Genomic DNA, 18,637 nt, shown 5'->3' with positions numbered 1-18,637 from the left:
GTAATACTCAATATTACTTGTTTTGATCGTGCAAAATTTTTTCAAGTAGATAAACACGATTTTTTACCCCTTCTTTATTTCGAATCGGATTATACAAAGAAGAATTTTTAAGCATTGCAATTAATGTTATTTTTTCTTTTTCATTAAGTTCTTCAATGTTCTTATTAAAGAAAAATTTTGAGGCAGTTTTTATTCCAATTTTTCGATATCCAAAATCATAGTTTACTAAAACAAATTTAAGGCATTCATTTTGAGTGAAATCCTTTTTTATTTTTAGGTCATATAGTGATTTGGTTAATGAATATCCATGTCTGTATGGACTAGGGCCAATACTATTCACAGCATCTTGACAGGGACAGTCAGATTCTTTTATCTTTTTAAATATTTTATTATGAATGTCAATAATTGATTTGAAATCTTCTTTCTGAGCATCTTTTATTTTATATTTAAGATTAACAAACTCTTCATTTTTGTAAATAGGATTGAAATCACTTAATAAATAAGACATTAAGAATAACGAAATGACAATTATTCCAAGTAATATTTTTAATGATTTTTTGAACATAAAGACCAGTCAATTATTTGATTTTTTTACCATTTTCATAAGTGAAATTCAATTCTTCTCCAGTTTTTGATGTACAGAATTCTTTTCCATTTTTCTTTCCGTCTTTATATTGACAACTGTAAATTAATTTACCTTCAGAATAATATTCTTCTAAAATTTTGTTTCCATTTTCATCAAAATAAATAGAAGAATATATGCTTCCGTCAAAATCTAATTTGTCTTGTTTTTTCTTTTTAAAATACTGGTGTTCATAGTAATATGTTTTTCTGCTAGGAATTCCTTTTTTGTCTTTAACATAATATTGGGTGTTTAGTATTATGTATCCATCTTGAAAGTCATCTTTTGCGAGTAAAATGCCATTCGTCCATCTGTGATATTCTATCGAGCCTGAAAAAAGAGAATCGTTGCTTACTCTATGAATCAGTCCGTTTTCAGAATAAACATCTTTATTCGTAAGTTTTTGGTTATCTTGAGCAAAACTTTTAATGGATATGAATAGAAAAAGAAGTAGTATTTTTTTTCTCATGATTTTTTTATTTTTTTCTTCCCACAAAACGAATTACAGAACCAGTTCCGTTATGAAATAAACCTTCGTTGAGTTCGATTTCTTTTTCTTCTAATTCGATGATTTCATAATTATGAAAATCGGCTTTTATTTCTTCGATTGAAAATAAGGATTCGATGTCTTTTGGTCCGCCAACTTTTTCGTTTTTGGTAACATATTCCAAATGCTTTTTGCTGAAAGCTTCAAAAATAATTATACCGCCTTTTCTCAAAAGTTGATTTAGCTGTTTGTGTATTTCAGATTTTATTACCGCAGGAAAATGAGCATAAATTAAAGCAATGGCATCAAATTGGTTTTCTTGAAAATCTAGAGTTTCCAATTCTCCGACTTGATAATCGATTGAAACAGTATTGTTCTTTGCTAAAAGAAGCGCTTTGTTTCTACCTTCTTCGCTAATGTCAAAAGCCGAAACTTCCCAGCCCAATTTTGCGGCAAAAACGGCATTTCGTCCTTCGCCTTCAGCGGGAAAAAGAATGGCTCCGGTTTCTAATTTTTCAATTTGTTCTTTTAAGTAATTGTTGGGTTCTTCGCCGTATGCAAATTCTTCGGTTTTGTAACGGTCGTTCCATCTTTGAGTCCAAGTGTTGTTCATTATTTTTAAGTTGGTTTAAGTTTTAAAATTAAATATTTAAGAAACCCAAGTGCCTTCGATTTCATCTATAATCCATTTTTCGTTCACTTTTTTTATAAAGATTCTGAATCCTTGCCCACAATGTCTGCCACATGTAAAGCTACCATTTAAAATTCCAAATTTTTTGTCTTGATCAAATTGGATTCTTGTGAAATAGACAACGCCGCTAAAAACAAAAGGGTATTTAGGCTTCCAGATTTCTCTCCCTTTTGGGAATCGCGAAATATCTCTTAATTTAAATTTATTTGGAAGCTTGATGTTCTTGTATTCAAATACATATACACTGTCTTTCTTTTCTTTTGGAATTAAAGCCTTTGCGTTTTTAAAATGTGTTTTAAAATATTCTGTTAAATCTTCTCGATCGTATTTTAAAATAGGGTCAAAAGCAACAGTTAATTTTGAAGTATCTTTTTCAATTTGAGCTATTCTAGATTCTCGTTCTAATAGTTCTCGTTCGTAATTTGCTTTTGCGTTTGTTGTATCAATCCCAATTTTATTACCATTATCGTCAAATATTATTTTTCCATATAGAGGTGGCGGAAAACTAAAAAGTCTATAATCATCACAGGCTGAATTTATTAAATCGGGAAAAATTTCAGTCATTACGTTTTTTTCAAATTCCAGGTCTGAAATTTCTTTTTTACAGCTTGTAAATAGTATGATAAACGTAATAAATAGTAAGGATGCGAGTTTCGTCATATGGTATTATTGATTTGAAGGTCCGGTATGTTTTTAAATTACAGACCTCAAATTATAAAGTAAATTTAATGATTAAAGGTTTATGATCACTATGCATCGTCCAATCTTGATAACTTCCGATTTCAACATCTTCTAAAGCCTCAATAAAATCATTTGAAGCAAAACAATAATCAAGATGATACGGTTTGTTTTCATGGCGGTACAAATACCAAGTCGGGTGCTCTTCTTTGCCTTGAATTTGATTGAAGTATTTATGATACGTGCTGAAAATTTTCTTTTCGGCTAATTTATTTACTACTGTGGTGTGATTTCCTTCTCGTCGCGGTTTGTCCCAAATTGAGTTGCTGTTGAAATCTCCAATTAAAATGGTTTTGGTTTCTTGAATCAAATCTTCATAATAATTAATCGCCTTCCAAATTTGAGTTACATAAGCGCCATCTTTGTCTGCTGGATTATTGGCCCAAATCGCGAACATTGTAAAGTCAATTTCCCCACCCGTGACCGCAATTGGAAGAATATTTTTAAAATCAGGATTATGGCAATCTAAAAGCCGAAAACGATAATCGCCATAAGAAAAAACGCCGATTCCTTTGTTTGGATTTGCTCCGTACCAAAGAATGTCTGAAGGTAATTGTGTGTCGCCTGAGAATTTCAGTTTTTCAGGACTTTCACACTCTGAAATTACGGCAATATCAGGATTGAAAGCTTGAATGTATTGAGCTTTTTTTCTGAATGCCATATTGCAATTCCAAGCGATGAGTTTCATTATTCTGAAATTGAGTTACCTTGCTTTTTTAAAATTTTGAAAATTAAAAAGTTTGTGCTTAGTGAGAAAACAATGCTAAAAAAAGCTATCAATCTATAATTCAAATTGCTATAGTGATAATGATAAATACCTTTGCTGTCAATTACTGTGGTATATTTTATAATTTGTGATTCTAAAAAACAAAATATAAGATAAAATAAAAATAAAAAAACTATAAATGCTAGAACCGAAATGAAGCCTGTTTTTTTTGATTTTAAATGTTTGATAGTGAAGAATAGGCCTAAAGGGACGAGTGTTAAAATAAATCCTAAATCAGGAACGAAAAATCTAAATTCTTTTCCTCCATAATAATCTAAATTGTAATTAGAAAGTTTATAAACAATTGTTCGTGTTAGAATTCTATATTGCATATCATAGAAGAGTCCAATCAGGAAAAATACAATTATAGAGGAAACTAAAATCAGACTGTTTTTAAATTTCATATTATGTTTAAAAAGAAAATAGGTTGCTAATTTTTTGAATACCTAAAATCAAATTTAGCTTAAAAAGGATTAAAAAAGTCTATACGCATAAAAAAAATGCCTTTTCTCAATTCTGAAAAAAGGCAAATTAAAGCTGTATTTTAATCATAGTTTTTATTCTTAACCAACAAGTCTTGTCGTACCACAATTAATGTCAATTTCTGCAAAATGATGTTTTCCCATCACGATAAGTAGTTTGTCTGCATTATAACCAACGTATCGTATTTCAGGATTTCCTTTTTTAGGATTTCCGCAAATGGAAATAACATTGGTTTGCCATTTCAATTTCTTTCTTTTGTAAGCAGAAATGGTTTGCAAATCATTTTCAACATAATAAACAATGTTGTTTTTCTTAATGCCTCTCTTTTGCGTTTTTGCAAAATTAATTTCTGAGCCTTGCGAAATCAAGGCATCATTGAATTTTTGGGCAATACCTGATTGGGTAACCAAAAAGGTTAGCATAGATAATTTTAAAAATGGTTTCATTTGGATAGAATTTGGGGTTCTTAATCGATTCAAATATAAATAATTAAACTATATAAAACGATTTTGTAACTCAAAAAAAAAATTACCCTTTTCCGATTTTAGAAAAGGGTAATTTTTAGAAGTTAATTTTAATGAAAAATTATTTTTTATAAGTAAAAATTCTAGGATTCACAGAAATCATCAACCAAGCCCAATTATTGGTGTGGTTTGCATCTCCGTTTTTAATAAATTCTAAAGTACTTGAACCGAACATTTGAGAATAACCACCTGTTACTGTGATATCTTTTTTGAAATTGTAACCAAAAGTAACGTCAACCTCAGTTCCTAAATAGGAATCTAATTTTTCATTTACAGGCGTAACCACATCAGCGGCAGCTAAAAATACATGTGGCATTAAAGCAAACTGCCATTTGTTTACATTGTAATTTAATTTTAAGAAAGCGTCTTGTAAACCGACACTATTTAAGTGATTTCCAACATAAAAATAATCCATGTAACCGTTGAATCCGTGGTTGGTTCCAAAAATTGGATTGAACGATTTAATTACTGTACTTGCGTCATTTGTAGCTTTTCCTGATAAAAACTCATAACCTAAGCCAGCTTTGAAGGCATCTGTTATGTTGTATCCAAAATTAGCTGCGGCATTCCAGGCACTTACTTGCAAATCAGTACTTTTTCCAGTTTGTCCGTACAACCAAAAGTTAGTGTCGATTTTACCTTTTTTATAAGTTAAATACGGCCCAAAAGTTTGTTTGTAATCAACTAATAATTTTGATTGCGCATTTGCATATTCGTAACCTGTGTTAAGCAATAAGAAGCTCAAACCTAAATCAGTATTGAATTGATTATGATACCAAGCATATTGCAACGCTTTGTAACTAGCAACTGTATACGGAGTCTGTACCACATTTTCAGCAGTTGAATTGTAAGCGCCTCCAAAATCTAATTTTTGAGTTTCTGTATGAAAAGTAAACGTTAACGCATCATGGCTTTGTGCTTGCTGACCCCAATCTTGTTCTCCCAAAATACGTTGATTGTCATAAGAAAGTACTTGGCGTCCTAATCTTGCGCTCCATTTTTCCGTAAAATTATATTGTGCCCAAGCTTCAAAAACAGCAACTCCATTTTTATCAGCAACTGCTGTTGGTGCTACATCGCCCCAAGTTCTGGTATTTTGTAAAGTTAATTTTAAAATTAAATCTTCTTGTTTGTAATTAAAGTTTAAACGAGAACGTTGTGAAATTTGCGAGGTGCCTTCTTGACCGTAAGGTAAAAGTGTTTTGTAGCCATTACGATATTCAAAACGCGGTCTGATTTGCAGATTTACATCTAATTCCTGAGCTTGAATTTCAAAGCTTAATCCTACAATAAGTATTAAAATTAGTTTAAGTTTTTTCATAAAATTGGTATGGTTTTATAAAAGGTAAATTTATAAGAAAAAGCTGTTTTCTTTTATGATTAAAATCAGGTTTCTAATTTTTTTTTAATCTAAGTCTAATATGCAGGCTCTAATTTCACTTTTTTCATTTTAATTTCTTTTTTCTTAGATAGTTGTGTTATAGTGTAATGCATCCAAACTAAACATACAGTTGAAAAGATTAAAATAAAGATCCATGAGCTTGACCAAATTCCCGTTGCAGTCAATAAATATCCGAAGATAATTGGACCAAAGAAGCCGCCTAAACCTCCAATCATTCCAACCATTCCGCCAACTACGCCAACTTCATTCGGGAAATATTCTGGAATATGTTTGTAAACTGCCGCTTTTCCAATTCCCCAAGAAATTCCAATTAGAATTACTAAAACCAAGAACACCCACATATTGGCATCAAACTTAATTACCGTAACACCTTTTGCAATTAATTCTTTTTTGGCAACACTTTGATTGTGAGATACAACAACATCTTGCCAGCTTGAAGTGGTTGGAAAAATAGTGCTTTCATTTGTGGTAGCTATTTTTTGTGCAATTGGATACTCTTTATCGCCAACCTTTACGGTTTTGTTGCTGATTTCGTTTACAACACCCTTTTTAGCCGCTAGGATTCCAGGTCCAGAAGTCGTGATTTCCATTTTTGGGATTGATAACAAAGCGCTCAAAATCACAGAAGAACTCAAAACCCAATACATCACTTTTCTAGCCCCAAATTTATCTGATAAGTAACCTCCGAAAGCTCTAATTACTCCAGAAGGTAAACTGAACATCGTTGCAAATAAACCTCCCATAACTAAACTGGTTTGGTAAACGTTCATAAAGTTCGGTAATAACCACTGAGAATAGGCTACAAAGCATCCAAAAACTAAGAAATAGTAAGCTCCAAAACGCCAAACTCTTTCTGATTTTAAAGGCGTAAGCATTTGTGAAACCGATTTGCCACTGCTTTCTATTTTTTTATTTTGAGCGAAAATCAAAAAGGCTACACCAATTACTACTAATGAAATAGCATAAATAACAGGAAGCACTTTCCAGCCGTTTTGCGGATCGTCAATTGAAAAATGGTTTAATAATGAAGGTGCTAAAAAGGTTGTAATTGCTGCGCCAGCATTTCCCATTCCGAAGATTCCAAGCGCACGCCCTTGCCATTCTTTTGGATACCAGATTGAAGTGTAACCAATTCCGACAGCGAAACTTGTCCCAACCATTCCGAATAAAAAGCTTAGTAAAGCAAACATGGCGAAACTGTCAGCATAGGGAAGAAGGAAGAGCGGAATTGAACAAAGCAATAATAAAAGTGAAAAAACATATTTTCCGCCAAATTTATCCGTCAAGATTCCGATTGGCAAACGCATGATTGATCCCGTTAAAATTGGAATACCCAAAAGCCATCCAACTTGAATTACATCCCAATGGAAAATTCCGTTATCAACTAAAAAGGTTACTAAAACCCCGTTTAAAGTCCAGCAGGCAAAACACACTGTAAATGCCAATGTGTTCAAAAATAAAATTTTGTGTGATTGCGATAGTGAGTTTGTATTTTTCATAGTACTTATTATTTTTATGTAAAAGTAAGTACTATAACTTAGTAAAAACCTGCTAAAACGCAGTTTTTTAAAAATATTTACGTATTTATACGTATTTAATGCGTATTTTTTTCAATTGAAGCCCAAGTGGTTTGTGAAATAGTTTCATCATAATTGCTTTCTTGAATAACTTTATTGCCATTTGTTGAAACTACGTATTTCTTGGGGAAATAAACATTAAATGAAGGTGTTTTTTCTGGAGATAAAAGCACGTCTTCATTTGGCGCAAATTTTTTTGAATTGCATAAATCCAAAACCCTAAAGATTTCTCCTTTGTTGTTTTTGACAATGGTAACAGAGGCAAAGGTCATCGCTCCACAAAGTACTTGGATTAGAGTATGGTCAACTACAATAGCCTTTTCAATCTGGTTTAGTTCAAAGTATTTCCATTTTTTTGGAATAGAATCGGAATATTCTACAGAGTAGTTTTGAGAATATATTTTTATACTTAGAATGAAAATTATAAAAGAATATTTCAGTAGTTTTCTCATATTAACGAATACTCAGTCGCTTTATTAGAAAGCTCCATTAGGTTTTTCACTTTCAGTTTTTTCATTAGATTGAAACGGTGAACTTCGGCCGTACGCTTGCTAATGTCTAAAGCTTCCGCAATTTCTTTGTTTCCTTTTCCGGATAATAAAAGCGTAAGTATTTCTTTCTCTCTTTTGGTAATCATCATTTCTTCTCCTAAAGTTTGTTTAGGTTCTAATGATGTTGATGAATTTGTCAATTGCCCAATCAAAATAGAAGAGATGTCGCCACTGAAATATTTTCCTCCAGCAGAAACACTATGTAATGCTTTTAAGAATTCTTCTTTGCTTGAGCCTTTCAATAGATATCCATCGGCTCCAGCTTTAATAGATTTCAAAACATATTCCTCCGATTCGTGCATCGAAAGCATGATAATTTTTACACTGTTATTTTCGCTTCTAAGTTTTTCTACTACCTCAATACCGGTTAAGTTAGGCATACGAATATCTACTATAAGTAAATCAGGTTTTGTTGACGCAACGACTTCAAGCGCATCTGCACCGTCAATAGCTTCGCCCACAACCTCAATGTTTGCTTCGTTTTCCAGTAAAGATTTGATTCCGTCTCTAACAAAAACATGGTCATCTGCTAATACTACGCGAATGATATTACTCATAATTTACTTAATTTAGATTCTAAATTTTTACGTATATTCATCTATAAAGAAGACGCTAATATACGTACTTTTTTTGATTTTAAATTCCAATATTAAAATTTCTAATGTTGGAAATTCCAAATTCCAAAAGCTGTGGCGTTCAACTTTGTCAAAGTTAGGTTCTCAATTGCCTCCAGCTTTAGCTGGAGGTTTTGCAGTTAAGACAAAGGGCTTTAACCAAATTTGCGAGTTTGGCTAAAGCCTTTTAATGTTTGTTTGCTGACCTCCAGCTAAAGCTGAAAGCAATTGATTTGGATCGTTTTTGTAAATAAATAAACGAAAACGTCTTTTGAAAACGCTTGCCCGCGAGAGGGATAGGAGCAAGCTACCGAAGTAGCGCGGATAGCCCGACAGCATTAGAAAAAGTGGGCGAATATAGACAAAGTTTGTTTGCCCACTTTTTCTAATGCTGGCTCGCCCTTATTAATTTAAACGTCATTTTAAGTAATTATCTAATTGACACATTATCTCAATTATCTCATTTCAAAATGGGGATATTAAAAGTAATCCTAGTTCCCTCGCCAGGAATAGAATTCATAAACACGCGTCCATTAATGTATTGGATTCTTTCCTTCATAAATAAAAGTCCCATTCCGGATTCACTGTTGCGTTTTTTGTGGACCGAATTCACGTCGAAACCTTTTCCATTATCGTCTACAATAACGCTCAAAAGCGTGTCGCTGTGTGAAAGTTGCACAATAATATGCGACGATTCTGCATATTTTATGGCGTTGTTAATCGCTTCTTGCGTAAGGCGATAAATATTGATTTCGATTAAAGAATCTAAACGCTGATCAAAATCGGTTTTGTTGTAGAAAAGGATTTCTTTTCCAGTTAATTTGGAAAGTTCCTGTGTTAGTTTTGAAAGAGACGAAACGATTCCGTGATCGCTTAATTCTGGTGGCATTAAGTTGAAAGTCGCCGTTCGCACGCCTTTAATGATATCCAAAGAAAGTTTCTTTAAATACTCAATTTTTTGTTCTGATTTTTCACGGTCATCCAGATTGATGCTTTCTAAACTAAACTTTAAACCCGTAAGCATTTGGCCAATTCCGTCGTGGATTTCTTTGGCAATTCGGTTTTGTTCGTTTTCCTGATTTTCAACAATTTTACTTGAAATAATCTTTTGCTGATTGATTTTTTCGGTTGTGTTTTCAAGGTTCAAACGTTCGACTTCACGTTGTGCTTTTTTACGTTCTGTGATGTTGAAGCAGACAATCAAAAGTTCGAGTTCATCTTTTTTGATCATTACAGGAACCATCGACAAATCGAGCCAGATTTCTTTTTCGTCTTTATTTATGATTTTGATTTCGCCCTGCCAGCCACTACGCTGTTTTTCGAAAATCAAACGGTCAAAATTGACTTGTTCTTTTTCATCTTCGGTTAAAACTTCAGAGAATTTTTTGTTGGATGAAAACTTAGTGTAATTTAATAGTTTGGCAAATTTTTCTCCGATATGAATGATCGAACCGTCTGGCGAAATTCGGCAATACAATAAAGTATTTTCCATCGCGTAGTTGAGCGATTTTAATTCTTTTACCGAGTTTTCTTTGATTTCACTAATGATTTCGGTGTCGTATGCCAATTTTAAAGCTTTCTTTTCAGAAGATAAAAGCTTGGCAATTAACCTTTCGATTTTCTTGTTGGTTGGTTTGAAAATGAAGAAGAATTCTAAAAGCAGAACCAGTAATGTAAAACCGAAAATCCAATATTCGATTCGGCGTTGTTCAGTTACTTTTTCGTGCGCTTCAAGATCGTATTGCGTTACAATCTGATTCATTTTAGAAAGGAAAATGCCTTCGTTTTCTAAAATGGTTTGAACCAGTTTTTGATTTTCAGAAACTGATTTTTTCTGTTGTAAATTCAGTAAAAAAGAATCTGTTGTCTCTGCAATTTTATTGAAAATCGGATTGATTTCAAGATACAATTTATTGAGCGTTTCGCTTTTTTGATGTGGGAAAGCTAAGCTGTCATTTCCGTTTTCTAATGCATTTTGGTTTTTCTTCCACAGTTCTAAAACTTCTTTTAAGTGCGAAGTTTTTTTGGCTGTAGCCGAATCAGAAACGTAATGTAAAATCAGTACTTCTTTGACGATTTTCTGACTCAACATTCTCTGTTTTCCAGAAAAATTAATGATTTTAGAATCGCTTAACTGCTGATTCAGATTGTATTGAACCAGAAACTGGCTAACAATTATGGTTAAGGCAATAGTAAGAAGCGCAAAAAAATACAGTCGTCGTAAATTTTTGAAAGTGATTTTTTCTGCAGCTTCCTGATTGCTTTTCTTCATATCTTTTTACAATCCTAAAGAAGCTTTGATTAGGTTTAAGTTTTCTTCAGAATATTTGATTTTTAAAGCTTCCTGATGTCCTTTGTCAGACATTTTATCCCAAGTTTTCTTGATGATGTTTTTCAGCTTTTCTTCATCATGTTTGTGAACGAAAGGTTCTAAGTAATAATCTAAAAATACCAAACAAATTACATCTTCTAGTAATTGGGTTTCGGCATCTTTTTTAAGCAGTTTTTTTTCAATTAAGAAAGAAACACGATCGATGAAAGTTTGGTCGTAACCAGCTTTTTCTAATATTCCTGCAGTAGTTTTTGCGTGGAATTTTTTTAGCTCTTCTCGCCATTTTAAATAACCTACACGATCCATTGGGTACGATTCGCGAGCTACTTTCCAACGGCAGATGTGTTGTGCTTTTGAAGCAATCTGAACTTCTTGTGATGCATTTGGTTCAAACTGCATTAGTTTTTCGTACATCCTGTTCGAATACAATAGTTCTTTTGGATATTCGGTGTTTTGGTCTAATTCAATGTTTGGATCCTGAGCATTTTCAGCATCAATCCATTCACTTGCTTTTTGAAAAGGTGTAGTCATTTTGGTCGGTTAATAGATTTCAAAGATACGGAAATTAGTGGGAAAGTGGAAAGTCGAAAGTGAGAAGCAAGAAACAAGAAGAAAGATTACACAAAGTTTTTCAAATCTTGTCTCTTGCTTCTTTCTTCTTTACATCTTAAAAAAAAAGTCTAATCAACAAACCCAACAAAAACTTCGTCTTCTACAATTTTAACTGGGTAAGTCGCAATGCTGTAATCTTCACCGTTTAAATTTGAACCATCTACAAGAGAAAATGTTTTTTTATGCATCGGGCACGCAATTTTCGGAATATCATCTGCAGAACCTGTCATTCCTCTTGAAAGAACCATTTCCATTTTGTGCGGACACGCATTTTGGCAAGCGTACCATGCGTCACGGCGTGCGAAATTGAAAATCGCAATTTGTTTGTTTTTGTATTTGATGCAGCCGCCTCGGTTGGTTGGAAAATCTTCTACTTTACCAGCTTTGAACCAAATTGTTGCGTCGCTCGCGTGAACTGTTTCGTATTGATTTAAGATTTCTTCCATTTTGATTAAGTTTTTGTTCCTGTTTCTTAGCCCTCTTTTTACAATCAAGAGAGTTTTGATGGCGCAGTAAAAAAGAGGGTAAGAAGGACAGCAAACGTTTAATTATTTTTTTCTTTTTTTTTGGAGCTTATTATATTTTGAAACACATAGAAGCATAGGTTTTTTGTTTTTTGTTTTTTGTTTGAGAAATAGAAAATTAAATGAAACGCCTTTTTTTAGGTGCAGTTAATTCTATGATTCTATGTGTTTAATATTTTTGTTTTTATGGTTTTATTTTGAACGTATAGAGACATAGACTTAAGGTTTGAAAAAAGAATTGTCAAAAGAAAATTATTTCTGTTTTTGGAGAAATATTGCCTTTTTATGAAAGAGCAAAATCTATGTCTCTATGTGTTCAATTTTATGTTTATGACCAAGCTTTTGGCATTTTTTGATCTCTTAACGGTACAAAAGCGATGTTGTCATCTTTCTCATCAGAGTTTACAAAATGGCTGAAACGTTTCAATAATCTTGGTTTTTCTAAAACTTGTTTCCATTCGCATTCGAAAGTGTTTACCAAAGTTTGCATTTCAGCTTCTAAAGTTTCGCAGATTCCTAAACTATCTTCGATAATTACTTGTTTCAAATATTCTAAACCGCCGTCTAATTTTTCTAACCAAGTTGAAGTTCTAATAAGTGGACCAGCTGTTCTGATGTAATACATTAAGAAACGATCCATATATTTGATTACAGTTTCTTTGTCGATTTTCTCAGCCAATAAAACCGCATGTTTTGGATTCGCTCCACCATTTCCGCAGATATATAGATTCCATCCGCCTTCAACAGCAATTAATCCGAAATCTTTTCCACGTGCTTCAGCGCATTCGCGAATACAAGCAGAAACACCACCTTTTAATTTATGAGGAGAACGAATTCCTTTGTATCTGTTTTCTAGTTCGATTGCAAATCCGGCGCTGTCGTCCATTCCGTAACGGCACCATGCATTTCCAACACAGCTTTTTACAGCACGAAGCGATTTTCCGTAAGCATGACCGCTTTCAAAACCATTTTCGATTAAGATTTTCCAGATTTTTGGCAAATCACTTAAATGCGCTCCGAATAAATCAACTCTTTGTGCTCCAGTAATTTTAGTGTACAAATCGAATTGTTTTGCTACTTCACCGATTACGATTAATTTCTCTGCAGTAATTTCACCTCCAGCAACTCTAGGAACAACAGAATAGGTTCCATTTCGTTGGATATTCGCCAAAAATCGATCGTTTGTATCTTGAGTGGTTACGTGTTTGTTAGCAGTATCGTTGTAAATACTTGAGAAAATTGAAGCAACAACAGGTTTGCACACTTCGCATCCGTCGCCTTTTCCGTGATGATCTAAAACATCGTAGAAATTCTCATATTTGTTGATTTTTACCAAATCGAATAACTCTTGACGTGTATAACTGAAATGCTCGCAAATCACTTCTTTTACTTCTTTTCCTAAAGATTTTTGCGTTGCTTTTACTAAATCAGAAACCATTGGTTTACAGCCTCCACAACCAGAAGTTGCTTTTGTTGCTTTTACAACATCAGAAAGTGTAGCGCAAGATTCATCTAAAATTTTGCAGCAGATAGAACCTTTAGTAACGTTTTCGCAAGAACAGATTACAGCTGTGTCTGGCAAATCCATCACGCTTCCTAAAGAAGATCCTTCAGAATCGTCGCGAGAACCTAAAATCAAGTCTTCTGGATTTTTAGGCAATGCCATTTCGTTAATGTAAATCTGGAAAAGCGAACCGTAATCGCTAGAATCTCCAACTAGAATTCCGCCTAACAATTTTTTTGAATCTTTGGTAACGTTGATTCTTTTGTAAACGCCACTTAATTTGTTTTCGTAAATAATAGCAGTTACGTCATTATTTTCAATGAAAGGATCACCAAAACTCGCAACTTCAACACCAATCAATTTCAATTGTGTTGACATATCGATGGTTTCTCTCATGGTTTTATCACCATTTAAGATTTGCTCGGCAGCTACATCGGCCATTTCGTAACCTGGCGCAACAAGTCCGTAAATGTTATGATTGTAAAGCGCCGCCTCGCCAATTGCAAAAATAGAAGGATCTGATGTTCGCATTTGATTGTTTACCACAATTCCACCTCTTACGCCAACTTCAAGTCCCGAAACTCTTGCTAGTTCGTCGCGAGGTTTAATTCCAGCAGATATAACCAACATGTCTACTTTTAACAATTCGTCGTTTGCAAACATCATTCCTGTTATACTTTCCTTTCCGTCAATATATTGTGTTGCTTTGTTAAGATGAATTCCGATGTTTAATTCTTCTATTTTAGATTGAAGCATATCGCTCGCGCCTTGATCCAATTGTCTCGGCATCAAACGCGGCGCAAATTCCACCACATGCGGATTCAATCCTAAATCGCGAACTGCTTTCGCAGCTTCTAGTCCTAATAAACCTCCACCTAAAACTGCAGCTTCAGTAGCACCTTTTTGTTTTATTTTTTTGGCGTATGCCATAATTGCATCTAAATCTTCGATGGTTCTGTAAACAAAAACACCTTCTTTTTCTACACCTTCAATTGGTGGTACAAAAGCTGAAGAACCTGTTGCTAAAACTAAGTAGTCGTACGTATGTGTTTTGCCTAAGTGCGTATGTATTGTTTTTACATCACGATTAATATCTGTAATTAACTCAGATGTGTTTAGAATAATATTGTTTTGCTCGTACCATTCAGTAGTTGACAGTGATAGATCGTCTGCCGTTTTTCCTCCAAAGTACTCGCTTAAGTGAACGCGGTCGTAAGCGCGTCTTGGCTCTTCTCCAAATACTGTGATTTGATACTTTTCTTGTCCTGATTTTGCAACAAACTTTTCGCAAAATTTATAACCAACCATGCCGTTTCCAACTACTATTACTCTAATCATGATTTCTTTAATTAAGTATTACTACGCAAATATAAGTATTTATACTTATGAAAATACGTAAACTAGATATTTTTTAAGTAGTAGATATGTTTTGATGACTACGTATTTTGTCTTAATCTTATACGTAGTGCGGGTTTTGATTGATTTTTTAGCTACTTAGTTTTTTTAAATTTGAAAGGATTCTAAATAAGCGTTTCAAAAAAATGTCGTAAATTCATAAGAATTTTATAGGTGTTTTTTAAAAGAAACACTTTTTTAAACTGAGATGTCATGAAAAAAATACTTTCAATATTGTTATTATCAATTTTAATGATAGGCTGTAAGACAACAGCAAACAAAGAATCTAGCGGAACAAGTTCAACAATTTCGACGGAAGAAGATTTAAAATATTATTTTAAAGGAACTGGAAATGAACCGTTTTGGGAAATTAAAATGGGGAATGAGGAGATTGTCTTTACATCATTAATTCCAGGAAAAGAAAAAATCATTTTTCCTGCAGTCGATGCGATTAGAGCGATGGATGCCAACGTGAAAATGTATAAAGTAAGTAATGAAAATGCTTCAGCGACGATTACAATTCAGCAATTAGATTGTCAAGATTCGATGTCTGGGGCAATTTCACCATATAGTGTAAAGGTTGAAATCAAGAATAATTCAGAATTAGAAACGAAAAAATTAAGCGGATGCGGAAAATATCTGACCGATTATAGGCTTCACGATATTTGGGTTTTGGAAGAATTAAATGGCTATAAAGTTTTTGCAACCGATTTTCAAAAGGAATTTCCGCGAATCGAGATCAATTCGGCTGAAAATAAATTTATGGGATACGGCGGATGTAATTCTATAACTGGACAAATCTTTTTCGAAAAAGATGTTTTGCGCTTTACTAAAGTCGTTTCTACTTTAATGGCTTGTCCGCAAGGAAATAAAGAAGGAGAATTTTTGAAAGCTTTACAAAGTACAACAACCTATTCTATTGGAAATAATCAATTGACTTTGTCGAATCCTTCGGGGAAATTGATTGTTTTTAAGAAGGTGGATTAAAGGTTTTGTTTATTTTGTTTACTTCATCCGTTCGGCTTTTAGCCTCGGGTCAGGTTTAAAGTTTAAAGTTTCAAGTTTTCCAAATAGTTTTGTCATTTCGACGAAGGAGAAATCTCCGCAAGAAACTCTACAAAGATTGGCAACATTCTGCACGGAGCTACTTACGGAGATTTGCTTCGCCTGTTCGCTATCGCTCGGGTCTCCTTCGTCGAAATGACAAACTTGATGTAGATAGTTATTCAAACAATTCTTTAGGTTCGTCATTTTCCAATTCTTCTTCCCCTTCAATAAAATCCAATTCCAAAGCTTTTACACTTTGAACCGCATTTCCAGCAATTCCACGAATCGAACCGTACATTCCTAAAGTATTGTGAACTACTTTTTCGATTTGTTTTTCGCGTTGTTTCCAGATTCTCTGCATGGCTCTTTTCTCAGAATCCAAGTCGCTTTGCATTTGAGTGAAACCTTCTACAATTCCTTCAATCTGCAAACGGAATTCGTTGCTTGTTAAGAAATCGTACAACATCGACATTTTATCGCCTTTATTTTCCTGCGCTTGAACCGCTTGATTAATTTGAATTAAAGACTGACGCAAAACGGCACTTAAACCTTTAAATTCTTCGTATGTACAAATCCAGATTCCGTCGCGCATTCCCATTCGGTCCATTCCTGAGGGCATAACTTCGGTTACCAAAACTCCAATGTTAGCCCTTTTGGTTCTAATATCGTTTTTGAATTTCTCTATCCAAGAAGGCTGAAACGCTTTTGTTCTTTTACTTTCATAATAAATAGAACCGCAATTTTGGTGTTCTCTCGTGTTTACCACTTGAAGACAATCGGCACCATTGGCACCTTTTTTAATTTCGTCAATACTGTCAAGTGGGAAGTTATTGGCTAGCCATTCTTCAATGGCTAATTCCATTACTTCGCCTTGTAGTTGCATTGAACCTTGTTCTTGTTTGCGTTTCATTTCTTCAGTCAGCTTTTTTTGTTCTTCAAGCTGTTTCTGAAGTTCTTTGAATTTCAATTCGTTTTTATCGTCTTCCTGTTTTCTGATTTTTTCGCGTTCCAAAGTCAATTGCGCATTTAATTGCTTTTCGGCTTCGGCTTGAATCGCTTCTTTCATTTCCAGTTTTTCGCGTTGTAATTTTGCGATTTCACCTTCCATTTTATTCAATTCCCTGATTTTTTCTGATTTTTCAGAGAGTTCTTTTTCCATCAATAATAAACGATCTTTATTTTCTTCTTCCAGTTTTGCTTTTAATTTTTCTGAAATTTCTTTTTCAGCTGTCTTTTTCTCGCGCTCCAAACGTTCAGCAAAAAGTTCGTTTTCCTGTTTTTTCTTCGCTTCAAATTCGGATTTGGCTTTTTCCAATTGCTCGTTTTTAAGCTCTAATTCACGGTTTTGTACGTTTGCTTTTTGTTGAAATTCTTTACGGATGCTATCTTCCAATTGATGTTTCAAAACATCATTGACATCGATAGGAGTTCCGCAGTTTGGACACTGAATTGAAGATTGTTCAGCCATTTTGTATTAATTTTTATTATAGTTTGCTAAGGTATTTAAAAGTTCTGTTTTTCTGATGTGGATTTCTGTACTAAATTGTAACGATTTTTTTTTATGGCCACAGATTAGGAGATTAAAAATGATTTTTTTTACGCAGATTTTATTAGATTTAAGCAGATCAGGCAGATTATTTAAAATAAAAATCTGTAAAATCTGCCAAAATCTGCAAAATCTGCGTGAAACAAATCCTTTAAATCTTTTAATCTGTGGCAAAAAAAACTTTGCGTCTTAACGCCTTTGTGGCAATAAAAAATCAACAGCAGATTGTGTGATTTCAGAATGATCATCTTTTGAAGTAATCAACGATACATTTGTATATAAATTGACTTTTTTCAATTCAATAAAACCAATCTCCAAATCCTGATTATTCTTCGCAATATTTGACGGTACGATCGAAATTCCCAACCCGTTTTTGACTAATTGAACTATAGAATTAATATTGTTCGCTTCATGAATAATTTTCGGCGTAAAGCCATAAAAAGCACAAAGTTCTAATAAAACTTCATGATAATGTGGTGCGTAATCTTTATTGAAGAAAACAAACGTTTCATCTTTCAGTTCTAAAATCTCATTTTCTGATTTTATCTGAAAGGCGTTTTTATTGTAAACCAAAGAAAATCCATCTTTAAACCATAAATGCGATTTTATTTTTGGTGAATGAATAGGCGATCTGATAATTCCCATTTCGATTTTTCCTTGTTCTAACGCATCGATTTGTTTGGTGGTAGAAATTTCGAAAAGTTTGAAATTGACATACGGAAATTGTGCTTTTAAATGTTTTATCAAATCGGAAATAACAGCAGAATAAATCGAACTGATATAAGCAATTCTAAATTCGCCCGAAACATTCTCTGCAATCTTTTTTGTTTTGACAGAAATGCTTTCCAAATTTTGGAAAATGGCCATAACTTCTTCTTTAAAATATTTTCCAGCTTCGGTCAATTCTACTTTTTTATTATTTCGAATGAAAAGTTTTGCTTGAAGTTCTTCTTCCAATTCAGCTATTTGTCGGCTTAACGGTGGTTGCGAAATAAATAGTTTTTCTGAAGCTTTGGTGAAGTTCAGTTCTTCGGCTACTGCCAGAAAATATTTTAGGTGACGTAATTCCATGATACTTTTAAAGTATTATTTATTGATAAAAATAGTATTTTTAAAGTATTTATGAAAGAAGTAGTTTTGAAAAAACAAAATATTTCTCTCGCAGATTTGGCAGATAAAGCAGATTATTGATTTTAGATAAAATATCATCTTAATCATAATA

At 33.3% G+C, this 18,637-nt stretch carries 17 protein-coding genes; 1 reads left to right on the top strand and 16 read right to left on the bottom strand.

Annotation, left to right across the window (positions count from 1 at the left end):
* Positions 1–13 precede the first annotated feature (13 nt).
* The 14 genes from AAYQ19_RS06680 to nirB form a co-directional block, all read right to left on the bottom strand.
* Positions 14–565 carry a transglycosylase domain-containing protein gene (locus AAYQ19_RS06680; protein ID WP_343535190.1) on the bottom strand — a complete coding sequence of 184 codons (552 nt, stop codon included), beginning with the start codon at positions 563–565 and terminating at the stop codon, positions 14–16.
* 13 nt (positions 566–578) lie between these two features.
* Positions 579–1,091, bottom strand: a complete 513-nt coding sequence (locus tag AAYQ19_RS06675; RefSeq protein WP_343535188.1) for an ABC transporter permease — start codon at positions 1,089–1,091, stop codon at positions 579–581.
* Positions 1,092–1,098: 7 nt separating this feature from the next.
* Positions 1,099–1,722: a class I SAM-dependent methyltransferase gene (locus tag AAYQ19_RS06670; protein ID WP_343535186.1), complete on the bottom strand. Its 624-nt coding sequence runs from the start codon at positions 1,720–1,722 to the stop codon at positions 1,099–1,101.
* A 36-nt stretch (positions 1,723–1,758) separates the two neighbouring features.
* Positions 1,759–2,364 carry a hypothetical protein gene (locus AAYQ19_RS06665; protein WP_343535184.1) on the bottom strand — a complete coding sequence of 202 codons (606 nt, stop codon included), beginning with the start codon at positions 2,362–2,364 and terminating at the stop codon, positions 1,759–1,761.
* A gap of 148 nt (positions 2,365–2,512) precedes the next feature.
* Positions 2,513–3,226 carry an endonuclease/exonuclease/phosphatase family protein gene (locus AAYQ19_RS06660; RefSeq protein ID WP_343535182.1) on the bottom strand — a complete coding sequence of 238 codons (714 nt, stop codon included), beginning with the start codon at positions 3,224–3,226 and terminating at the stop codon, positions 2,513–2,515.
* Positions 3,227–3,867: 641 nt separating this feature from the next.
* Positions 3,868–4,233: a hypothetical protein gene (locus AAYQ19_RS06655; RefSeq protein WP_343535181.1), complete on the bottom strand. Its 366-nt coding sequence runs from the start codon at positions 4,231–4,233 to the stop codon at positions 3,868–3,870.
* 139 nt (positions 4,234–4,372) lie between these two features.
* A complete protein-coding gene (locus tag AAYQ19_RS06650) occupies positions 4,373–5,632 on the bottom strand; it encodes an alginate export family protein (RefSeq protein WP_343535180.1) in 1,260 nt (419 codons plus the stop codon).
* 95 nt (positions 5,633–5,727) lie between these two features.
* Positions 5,728–7,212, bottom strand: a complete 1,485-nt coding sequence (locus AAYQ19_RS06645) for an MFS transporter (RefSeq protein WP_343535178.1) — start codon at positions 7,210–7,212, stop codon at positions 5,728–5,730.
* Between the two features lie 95 nt (positions 7,213–7,307).
* Positions 7,308–7,742, bottom strand: a complete 435-nt coding sequence (locus tag AAYQ19_RS06640; RefSeq protein ID WP_343535176.1) for a hypothetical protein — start codon at positions 7,740–7,742, stop codon at positions 7,308–7,310.
* Positions 7,739–8,398 (bottom strand): response regulator, encoded by a 660-nt coding sequence (locus AAYQ19_RS06635; protein WP_343535174.1) that lies wholly within the window; start codon positions 8,396–8,398, stop codon positions 7,739–7,741. The genes AAYQ19_RS06640 and AAYQ19_RS06635 overlap by 4 nt, the downstream gene beginning before the upstream one ends.
* Before the next feature lie 517 nt (positions 8,399–8,915).
* Positions 8,916–10,727: a PAS domain-containing sensor histidine kinase gene (locus AAYQ19_RS06630; protein WP_343535172.1), complete on the bottom strand. Its 1,812-nt coding sequence runs from the start codon at positions 10,725–10,727 to the stop codon at positions 8,916–8,918.
* 6 nt (positions 10,728–10,733) lie between these two features.
* The gene (locus AAYQ19_RS06625) at positions 10,734–11,318 is read right to left on the bottom strand and encodes a DUF4202 domain-containing protein (RefSeq protein ID WP_343535170.1); all 585 of its coding nucleotides are present in this window, start codon (positions 11,316–11,318) and stop codon (positions 10,734–10,736) included.
* Between the two features lie 149 nt (positions 11,319–11,467).
* On the bottom strand, positions 11,468–11,845 hold the full coding sequence (nirD, locus tag AAYQ19_RS06620; protein ID WP_343535169.1) for a nitrite reductase small subunit NirD: 378 nt from the start codon (positions 11,843–11,845) through the stop codon (positions 11,468–11,470).
* A 406-nt stretch (positions 11,846–12,251) separates the two neighbouring features.
* A complete protein-coding gene (gene nirB / locus AAYQ19_RS06615; protein ID WP_343535168.1) occupies positions 12,252–14,765 on the bottom strand; it encodes a nitrite reductase large subunit NirB in 2,514 nt (837 codons plus the stop codon).
* 270 nt (positions 14,766–15,035) lie between these two features.
* On the opposite strand from nirB, the gene AAYQ19_RS06610 reads away from it, so the two are divergent.
* A complete protein-coding gene (locus tag AAYQ19_RS06610; RefSeq protein WP_343535167.1) occupies positions 15,036–15,809 on the top strand; it encodes an META domain-containing protein in 774 nt (257 codons plus the stop codon).
* Positions 15,810–16,044: 235 nt separating this feature from the next.
* Here AAYQ19_RS06610 and AAYQ19_RS06605 read toward each other — a convergent pair whose 3' ends face one another.
* Positions 16,045–17,337: a DUF2130 domain-containing protein gene (locus AAYQ19_RS06605; RefSeq protein ID WP_343535164.1), complete on the bottom strand. Its 1,293-nt coding sequence runs from the start codon at positions 17,335–17,337 to the stop codon at positions 16,045–16,047.
* A 267-nt stretch (positions 17,338–17,604) separates the two neighbouring features.
* On the bottom strand, positions 17,605–18,486 hold the full coding sequence (locus tag AAYQ19_RS06600) for a LysR family transcriptional regulator (protein WP_343535162.1): 882 nt from the start codon (positions 18,484–18,486) through the stop codon (positions 17,605–17,607).
* Between the last annotated feature and the right edge of the window lie 151 nt (positions 18,487–18,637).

This window comes from Flavobacterium mesophilum, assembly GCF_039581405.1.
GTDB lineage: Bacteria > Bacteroidota > Bacteroidia > Flavobacteriales > Flavobacteriaceae > Flavobacterium.
Note: the sequence above shows the minus strand (reverse complement) of the source record. Positions and strands in the feature narration are given on the sequence as shown.

What these genes read in the sequence shown, in the direction of transcription:
- AAYQ19_RS06680 (WP_343535190.1), bottom strand. Translation starts at nt 565, where the DNA reads ATGTTCAAAAAATCATTAAAAATATTACTTGGAATAATTGTCATTTCG.
- AAYQ19_RS06675 (WP_343535188.1), bottom strand. Translation starts at nt 1,091, where the DNA reads ATGAGAAAAAAAATACTACTTCTTTTTCTATTCATATCCATTAAAAGT.
- AAYQ19_RS06670 (WP_343535186.1), bottom strand. Translation starts at nt 1,722, where the DNA reads ATGAACAACACTTGGACTCAAAGATGGAACGACCGTTACAAAACCGAA.
- AAYQ19_RS06665 (WP_343535184.1), bottom strand. Translation starts at nt 2,364, where the DNA reads ATGACTGAAATTTTTCCCGATTTAATAAATTCAGCCTGTGATGATTAT.
- AAYQ19_RS06660 (WP_343535182.1), bottom strand. Translation starts at nt 3,226, where the DNA reads ATGAAACTCATCGCTTGGAATTGCAATATGGCATTCAGAAAAAAAGCT.
- AAYQ19_RS06655 (WP_343535181.1), bottom strand. Translation starts at nt 4,233, where the DNA reads ATGAAACCATTTTTAAAATTATCTATGCTAACCTTTTTGGTTACCCAA.
- AAYQ19_RS06650 (WP_343535180.1), bottom strand. Translation starts at nt 5,632, where the DNA reads ATGAAAAAACTTAAACTAATTTTAATACTTATTGTAGGATTAAGCTTT.
- AAYQ19_RS06645 (WP_343535178.1), bottom strand. Translation starts at nt 7,212, where the DNA reads ATGAAAAATACAAACTCACTATCGCAATCACACAAAATTTTATTTTTG.
- AAYQ19_RS06640 (WP_343535176.1), bottom strand. Translation starts at nt 7,742, where the DNA reads ATGAGAAAACTACTGAAATATTCTTTTATAATTTTCATTCTAAGTATA.
- AAYQ19_RS06635 (WP_343535174.1), bottom strand. Translation starts at nt 8,398, where the DNA reads ATGAGTAATATCATTCGCGTAGTATTAGCAGATGACCATGTTTTTGTT.
- AAYQ19_RS06630 (WP_343535172.1), bottom strand. Translation starts at nt 10,727, where the DNA reads ATGAAGAAAAGCAATCAGGAAGCTGCAGAAAAAATCACTTTCAAAAAT.
- AAYQ19_RS06625 (WP_343535170.1), bottom strand. Translation starts at nt 11,318, where the DNA reads ATGACTACACCTTTTCAAAAAGCAAGTGAATGGATTGATGCTGAAAAT.
- nirD (WP_343535169.1), bottom strand. Translation starts at nt 11,845, where the DNA reads ATGGAAGAAATCTTAAATCAATACGAAACAGTTCACGCGAGCGACGCA.
- nirB (WP_343535168.1), bottom strand. Translation starts at nt 14,765, where the DNA reads ATGATTAGAGTAATAGTAGTTGGAAACGGCATGGTTGGTTATAAATTT.
- AAYQ19_RS06610 (WP_343535167.1), top strand. Translation starts at nt 15,036, where the DNA reads ATGAAAAAAATACTTTCAATATTGTTATTATCAATTTTAATGATAGGC.
- AAYQ19_RS06605 (WP_343535164.1), bottom strand. Translation starts at nt 17,337, where the DNA reads ATGGCTGAACAATCTTCAATTCAGTGTCCAAACTGCGGAACTCCTATC.
- AAYQ19_RS06600 (WP_343535162.1), bottom strand. Translation starts at nt 18,486, where the DNA reads ATGGAATTACGTCACCTAAAATATTTTCTGGCAGTAGCCGAAGAACTG.